Origin of the sequence: Vibrio frigidus (assembly GCF_042465995.1) — a bacterium.
In the GTDB taxonomy this organism is placed as follows: domain Bacteria; phylum Pseudomonadota; class Gammaproteobacteria; order Enterobacterales; family Vibrionaceae; genus Vibrio.
The window spans coordinates 89,809-97,379 of sequence record NZ_JBCDMC010000014.1 but is presented as its reverse complement, the minus strand read 5'-3'; the positions used below and the strand labels follow the sequence as shown (position 1 = coordinate 97,379).

The following is a 7,571-nucleotide window of genomic DNA, read 5'->3' as shown; positions in this document are numbered from 1 at the left end:
CGACTAAGCGTAGCATGACGCACAGCAAAAACTGGGGCGAGTTTGAGCAACACACCGCCTATGACGGTCGTCAGGAATTTGCGCAGTGGATAAAAGACAAAGACGAGGCGTTTATTCCGTTTCGCACCTTAACCTTGTTGCCAAAAACCGATGAACCTTATAGCTCGGTCTTGCATCAAAGGCTGTACGACAAACACCACCGATTAACCTTTGCCGTTGGCACAGCAGCAGCGGACATTGAAAATCTTTACATTCACAGTGACCGTTTAGACAGCAGTGTGCATGTGTTGGATAACACGGGCCGCAGCGCGATGCGATTGGCGTACAGTGCACTGGGTCGAACCTATCGTAAATACGACGACGTAATGAGCTACTATTACGACCTAGAGCCGTTAGCCAATTATGAGTTTGCGCAACTGATGCCGTATCGTTACACCGGCAAGTTCACCGACTACAGCACAGGCTTGGTGCAACTGGACAGCCGTTGGTACAACGGCCACAACGGGCGGTTTATCCAACCAGACAACTGGAACCTGCGCAACACGCACCTACCGAAAGCGGTACAACATGAGTTGATGCAATTTACGGGAGTGAATACACAAATGCTGCTCAACGACCCAAGCCAACAGATGGCTTATGGTTATGTACGTGGCAATCCGTTGAAGTATGTGGACCCGTATGGGTTGTATGTTGATCCATTTGGTCGAGGTTCTACTTCATCTGCATATTCGATTGATCAGGAAGCAATGAGTGAGTTAAGTACTAGTGCTACGTTGGTAGCTATAGCTAGTGTAGCTTATGGGAATATGCCGTTAGCGGCTAGCGCAGGGTTTATTGCAACAAGTGCTGGATATATATCAGCGTCCATGGATGAAAATCCTACGAAAGCAATAACAGTTGAATCTTTTTCCAATATAACTGGTGGGAAAATCACTGGTACAGTCGCATCGATAGTGAAAGGCATAAAAGGCAACAGTCAATTCTTAGAGGTCAGTCAAAAAGCCTCTGAAAGTATTATTACAAGAGAACTAAAGTCAATTTCGGCTAAGGATGGGTGCACAAAATAATGAAATTGATAAGAGTACATTTACCGGTGTATTACATATTTCCTTTTAGAATTGTTATGGGGCTATTCTTTATTTATTTTTCAATGCAAGTTATTGATATTATAAGTGATGGTTCAGGTATGGGTAATGGTGGTTTTGTTTTTGAAAAAGATAAAAATGCATTTGGCTATTATCTAGTATTAATGAGAGATGTAGCCTTTGGTTTGCTTTTTTTCTGGCTCGCAACTTTTGGAACTAAAAAGAGAATAAAATGAACAGCTGAGGATTACTGATGGAATCCGTTGAAGTATGTGGATCCGTATGGGCTGTATCTCAATCCATTTAACAGAGATACGACACCAGATATTACGTTATCGAGTATCTCAAATGATCTAAGTACTATTTCCAATTTAGCCGTAACAGGTGGCTTGGCAGCAGGTGGTCCAACGAACCCTGTTGGTGCTGGATTACTGGGTTTTGGAGGAGTGGCTGGAGCTGCTAGTATTGGCGCTGGTTCAATTAGCGTTGTCAATGACTTTATTAACGGTGGATATTTCAATGAAACGGCGGCTGCTGGTGTAGTAAATTCAGGGGCGATTAGCGAGGTTCAACGGAAAACACTGAATGCATTACCAAATAGATTCGAAGTGCCAGTTAGAACGGTAATAACCACATATGGTGTTGTAACAGGAAGCATGTTTAAAGAAGCCTCTATGAATGCTAGCTGTGGGGCACAATAATGGAAGTAAGAGCTAAAGATCTGATTTTTGGAATTGCGGGGATGAGTCTGCTCTATGGCCCTTTTATAGGTGCAATTGTGCAAAAGCATGCAATTTTAACTAGAGGACAGGTTGTTGGGGGGATTGTAGTAGTTAGTGTATTTTTGATTATAAATCTATCCAATGATTTTTTAGTTCTCTTGTGGAAGAGACATAAAATCTTTAAAAGACACTTTCTAGTGTCACAAATAATTGTTTTAGTTGCTTCATTTATTATACCACCACCTTATGCGTACATCATTGCAGTACCTTTGATGTTCTACATTGGCGACCTTGCGATAAAAAGCCTTGAAGAGTTATAGGTAAAACTGGGGGGGAGTTTGAGCAACATACCGCCTATGACGGTCGTTAGGAATTTGCGCAGTGGATAAAAGATAAGGATGATATATTTATTCCGATAGTGGCATTTTCTCATAGGTTGTTATTGTCAGCCCTCTTATAGGGCTGATGTTTGTACTAAACTTGTTGTTTATTAACACTCTGTAGAATTTGAACCTATGCCAACACTTAACCTAACCCCAACTCTAGCCGATTTTCAACATTATGTTTCCGAACTTGAAGTCGAACGAAATTTTGCTAATCAAGATGTACGTGATAAATGTGTGTTGCTTGGTGAAGAAGTGGGTGAGTTGTTCAAAGCGATAAGAAAAGCGGAGGGAATTGCGATAGACCCGATGTCCAAAGTGGGTGAAGTAGGGGATGAGTTATCCGATGTGTTTATCTATTTGTGTTCTATTGCGAATCGCTATGATATCGACCTGGAAACTGCATTTTTAAACAAAGAAGAGAAGAATAAAAAAAGAACCTGGGTTTAGTTTCAAAGGTCGGGAGTGATGCAAAAGACTAACCCGTCTCTTGGCTTGTCGTTATAAATAAAGCGATTTCGATTGATCCCTTCATTAACTCCACCGCAAGCTAATGCGACATTATGGCTAGGTATATTGGCAGGGTCGCAGATTATTTCTATTCGTGTTAGCTGTAGTTTTTCGAAACAGAAACTAATAAGGGAATTCAGGGCTTCTTTGGCGTAGCCTTTTTGCTGGTGTTTATCCGCTATCCAGTACCCAAGGCTTGCAGAGTTAGAGATAAGATGGATTTCGGTGATGGCCGCCATGCCAATAAATTCTTGGTTTTCTTTGCGAAACACCCCAAAACCATATGAACTCCCTTTCACCCAGTTCAATCGATTAGCTCGTATAAAGTCCTGTGCATCTGCTTCGCTAAACCTAGGATGACACCAATCCATCCAATCATGCAAAGATAACGAATCAGAGATTCTATTGGCTAATGCATGGCTATGTTCTTGGCGAATGATTTTAAGCTGCAATCGCTTGGTGAATATTTCTAAATTAGTGACCAAATTGAACAGTCCAAGGGTATAAAATGCTCCCCTAAGGGGAAGCAATGTTAAAGGTTTAGGGCAAACAGGGTTGAGGTAAATAGTCGCGTTAAGGTACCCGACGTATCTGAACAATAATACCCAATAACGGGTGATCGAGGTAGTGTGTTTCACTGCTTCGTATACGCCGTTTTTGATCCATTCTGTAGCTCTTCAAGAAGCGCTCTTCTTGAACCGTTGGCGACACTTCTTTCATATCACCGAACTGTACCGTCTCATCAGAATCCGATTCTGTTAGAACTAATTGCTTATCTTCTAGTATAACGTCACGAACACCGGGGGCTTTAAGATCCAAGGTGGTTTCTAAAAATAGGTAATGTTGGACATATACCTGTAACTCACCATCTAATTCATAAAGTGGGTTATCGATGGTTTGTTCTTGGAATGCCCCTTCGCTATTATCGGTAAAAGCGATTTTTTGGCTGCCATCTGGATTATAAGATTTGGAATAATCTTTACCCGCGCGAATTCGAAATTTAGGAGCAGAGGCTTTACCGTTATCACCTTGACGCCATACTTTATGCATCAAAACCTGAAAACCAGCGTGCTTTTTGAGTCGCTCTACTTGGTTCAGAAGTTGAAATTCGTCGTAACCGCGTATTGAAACACCTTTTCTTTGTCTATATTCGCTGTTTTCAAAGGTCCCCACATTGGTGAAGTCGATCGGTGGCAATGTACTTGGCCAAGATTCACTTAGTTTGTCCGGATCGATAGAACGTTTAAATACAATAAGCTCTATATCAAATTGACGATCGGCCGCAAATGACGGCGAAGCCATGATAAAGAGTAATAGAAAGACCAGTTTTTTCATTTCGACTCCGCAAAAATGGTGCTGTTAACGTTGAGCATCGTATTTCTTATTGGTTCATTATTGCTTATCACGCGCTTTTAGGCATTCTATTTTGTTGAAATTGTTCAAGCAAATCAGAGATAAAGCGAATTCTTTCGCGTCTATCTGCCAAAGGTAGTGTGAATTTAAGCTTGGTAGGCCCTTCCATCTTATAATTTTGGGCTTGACCTTGTAATAGTTTAACTAGAAACATTGGGTTAATGTCAGCATTTGGATAAAACTCGATGTAACCACCTTTATCGTGCGCTTCAATTTTTTTGACGTTGATAGCGGCGGCGTCCAATTTTACTTCATTGACTGAGAGTAAATTTTTAGCTGCATCCGGTAAGGTACCAAATCGATCGATGAGTTCCACCTTCATCTCCATCAGTTGATTGAGATTTTGAACACTCGCGATTCTTTTGTACATAGATAAGCGGGTGTTAATATCTGGAATGTAGTCATCAGGTAACAGCGCGGGTAGTCGAAGTTCAACCTCTGTTTGTTCTCTCAATAAATCGTCTAATGAAGGCTCTTTGCCTTCTTTCAGCGCCTCTACTGCTTGTTCTAGCATTTCCATATACAAGGTAAAGCCTACCGATTGTATCTGGCCGCTCTGTTCGTCGCCAAGTAGCTCACCCGCCCCACGTATCTCTAAATCATGTGTTGCCAGCGTAAATCCAGCACCTAAATCTTCCAAAGAAGCGATAGCTTCGAGTCGTTTTACCGCATCCTTAGAAAGTGCTTTAGGATGTGGCGTCAACAGATAAGCATATGCTTGATGATGTGAACGACCAACACGGCCACGCAGTTGATGGAGCTGCGCTAAACCCAGTTTATCGGCTCTATCCATTAGTATGGTATTGGCGGTAGGCACATCGATACCAGTTTCAATAATGGTTGTACAGACCAACACATTGAAACGTTGATGGTAGAAGTCGTTCATAATGCGCTCAAGTTCTCTTTCGCGCATCTGGCCATGTGCCGTTGTAACTCGAGCTTCCGGAATGAGTTTGGCTAAGTCTTCGGCCACTTTATCGATGGATTCGACTTGGTTATGTAGGTAGTAAACCTGTCCTCCACGCATGATTTCACGAAGAATTGCTTCGCGAATGACGCTATCATCATTTTCCCGGACGAATGTTTTTATCGCCAAGCGACGAGCCGGGGGAGTCGCAATAATAGAAAGATCACGCATACCACTCATCGCCATATTTAGCGTTCGAGGGATTGGTGTTGCGGTCAATGTTAAGATATCTACATCAGCGCGCATCGCCTTAACTTTTTCTTTTTGCCTTACCCCAAAGCGATGCTCTTCATCGACGATGAGTAGGCCTAAATCCCGGAATTTTATACTATCTTGTAGAAGCTTATGGGTACCAATCAGTATGTCGACTTTGCCTTCGGCTGTATCGGTTAAAATCTGCTTTTGTTCTTTCGCAGACTTGAATCGGGAAAGAACTTCAACCCGTATTGGTAGGTTAGCAAATCGATCTCGAAAGTTCTCGAAATGCTGCTGTGCCAAGAGGGTTGTCGGTACAAGAACAGCAACCTGCTTGTCGTTATCGGTACAAATAAAGGTGGCACGCATGGCAACTTCAGTCTTACCAAAGCCTACGTCACCACAGACAAGTCTATCCATCGCTTTTGCTTGACACATGTCTGACATGACAGCGTCTATTGTGGTTACTTGATCGTCGGTTTCTTCAAATGGGAAGCCGGATTTAAATGTGGCGTATTGACCTCGATCAAGTTTGAATTTGTGGCCCGGTTTTAGCTCGCGTTTGGCATAAACGTCCAGTAGTTCAGCGGCTACATCACGTACTTTTTCTGCGGCACGTCGGCGAGCTTTACTCCAGGCTTCTCCACCAAGTTTATGTATAGGTGCTCCATCTTCAGCGCTACCAGAGTATCGGCTTATGAGATTTAAGGACGCAACTGGAACGTAGAGCTTGGCTTCATTCTGATATTCAAGTGTTACGTATTCAGTCGTTAAACCACCAGCCTCAAGTATTTGAAGGCCAATATAGCGACCAATACCGTGTTCTAAATGAACAACGGGCTGTCCGGGTTTCAGCTCAGCGAGGTGGCGAATTATCGTGTCGCTATTAACGGCTTTCTTATCTTTTCGACGTCTCTGTATGACGCGGTCACCAAGTAAGTCACTTTCACATATAAGGGCGAAGTCGGGCCCAGAATGGACGAAGCCGTGTTCAGCGGCCCCAAGTATCATGGTGAACTTGCGTTTGCTTTCTACCGCTTCGTTGAGAGAGTCCATCTCGGTTGGTTTAAGTTTGATACGTCGAAGTAGCTCTAATAACGCCTCTCTTCGGCCTTCAGATTCAACGGAAAAGACGATGTTTCCGCTATAGCTCTCGCTAAATTGCCTTAACTCAGCTAACGGTTCTTTGTTTTGCTGCTTGGCGTGTAAATCTGGCAGTTTCTCCAATTTAGGATTGGTTCTGCCTGCTCTTGCTTGGATTTTCTCTATCGATAGCTGGGCAATAGGTTTCTGTTTGAAATACGAAAACAGTTCGTCTTTTTTCAGCCAGAGTTCTTTGGGTTCGAGTAATGGGCGTAAAGGGTCGATCTTGCGTTGGTCATAGCGATAATCAACATCGGTTAGAAAGGTATCTATCGCAGTTTCAAGATCGCCGACATTGACCAACAAGGTATCGTCAGATATATAATCAAACAGCGTTTCTGTGTTATCAAAAAACAGAGGTTGCCAATATTCGATACCAGCAGGCCATGTACCTTTGGTTACCTGCATATAGATTGATTCTGGCTCACGTTTGGCTTCAAACTTTTGACGCCACCGACCACGAAACTCTTCTATTGCCTCTTTAGAGGTTGGAAACTCATGAGCGGGCAACAGACGAATGGTCTCAATGTTTTCGATGGTACGTTGAGTTTCAGGGTCGAACGTTCGAATGGTGTCTATTTCATCGTCGAAGAAGTCGATTCGATATGGGTCCACGCTGCCCATAGGGAATAGATCGATGATAGAGCCTCGGCTAGCATATTCGCCTGGACCAAATACCTGGTCTACATGGCGGTAACCAGACTTCTCAAGCTGCATTCTCAATTTATCTAATGAATAAAGATCACCGGCTTTAACCATCAAAGTATGCTGCATTAAGAAATCCCTAGGGGATTGTCTTTGCAGTAAGGTGCTTATTGGTACGATGGTGATGCCACTGGATTGGGTCGGCAACTGATAGAGTTTCGCGATCCGATCTGAGATAATATCTTGATGAGGTGAGAAATTATCGTAGGGCAGCGTTTCCCAATCGGGGAATAGGCTGACCTCTTCATTAGAGAACTGTTCTATTTCCGCTAACAGCTTTAACGCTAACTGAGGGTCCGGAACCACTAACAGTGTGTGGCCTTGGTGTTGCTCAGAAATTTCAGCAATAGCAATAGGAAGAGCTGCACCGACTAGGTTGCCCACAAACTTTTTGTCACCAGCCTTTTCAGGGGTAACAATGGAAAAAAGTGATGTTTTATTCGACATT

General features: G+C 43.1%; 8 protein-coding genes. 5 read left to right on the top strand and 3 right to left on the bottom strand.

From position 1 onward, the window contains the following. The 5 genes from AACW90_RS20170 to AACW90_RS20150 all read left to right on the top strand — a co-directional run. A partial coding sequence (locus AACW90_RS20170) for an RHS repeat protein (protein ID WP_502226701.1) occupies positions 1-1,067 on the top strand: 1,067 nt, incomplete at its 5' end. After that, positions 1,067-1,321, top strand: coding sequence for a hypothetical protein (locus tag AACW90_RS20165; protein ID WP_390238156.1), 255 nt, complete (start codon positions 1,067-1,069; stop codon positions 1,319-1,321). The genes AACW90_RS20170 and AACW90_RS20165, both read left to right, overlap by 1 nt. A 27-nt stretch (positions 1,322-1,348) precedes the next feature. After that, positions 1,349-1,786 (top strand): hypothetical protein, encoded by a 438-nt coding sequence (locus AACW90_RS20160; RefSeq protein ID WP_390238154.1) that lies wholly within the window; start codon positions 1,349-1,351, stop codon positions 1,784-1,786. Beyond that, positions 1,786-2,127, top strand: coding sequence for a hypothetical protein (locus tag AACW90_RS20155; protein WP_390238151.1), 342 nt, complete (start codon positions 1,786-1,788; stop codon positions 2,125-2,127). Before AACW90_RS20160 ends, AACW90_RS20155 begins: the two co-directional genes overlap by 1 nt. A 195-nt stretch (positions 2,128-2,322) precedes the next feature. Then, positions 2,323-2,640 carry a MazG nucleotide pyrophosphohydrolase domain-containing protein gene (locus AACW90_RS20150; RefSeq protein WP_390238150.1) on the top strand — a complete coding sequence of 106 codons (318 nt, stop codon included), beginning with the start codon at positions 2,323-2,325 and terminating at the stop codon, positions 2,638-2,640. Between the two features lie 2 nt (positions 2,641-2,642). On the opposite strand, the gene AACW90_RS20145 is transcribed toward AACW90_RS20150, so the two are convergent. The 3 genes from AACW90_RS20145 to mfd form a co-directional block, all read right to left on the bottom strand. Next, positions 2,643-3,185 carry a GNAT family N-acetyltransferase gene (locus AACW90_RS20145; RefSeq protein WP_390238148.1) on the bottom strand — a complete coding sequence of 181 codons (543 nt, stop codon included), beginning with the start codon at positions 3,183-3,185 and terminating at the stop codon, positions 2,643-2,645. A gap of 88 nt (positions 3,186-3,273) precedes the next feature. After that, positions 3,274-4,035, bottom strand: a complete 762-nt coding sequence (locus AACW90_RS20140) for a peptidoglycan binding protein CsiV (protein ID WP_390238144.1) — start codon at positions 4,033-4,035, stop codon at positions 3,274-3,276. A gap of 67 nt (positions 4,036-4,102) precedes the next feature. Next, positions 4,103-7,570 carry a transcription-repair coupling factor gene (mfd, locus tag AACW90_RS20135; RefSeq protein WP_390238141.1) on the bottom strand — a complete coding sequence of 1,156 codons (3,468 nt, stop codon included), beginning with the start codon at positions 7,568-7,570 and terminating at the stop codon, positions 4,103-4,105. Position 7,571 lies beyond the last annotated feature (1 nt).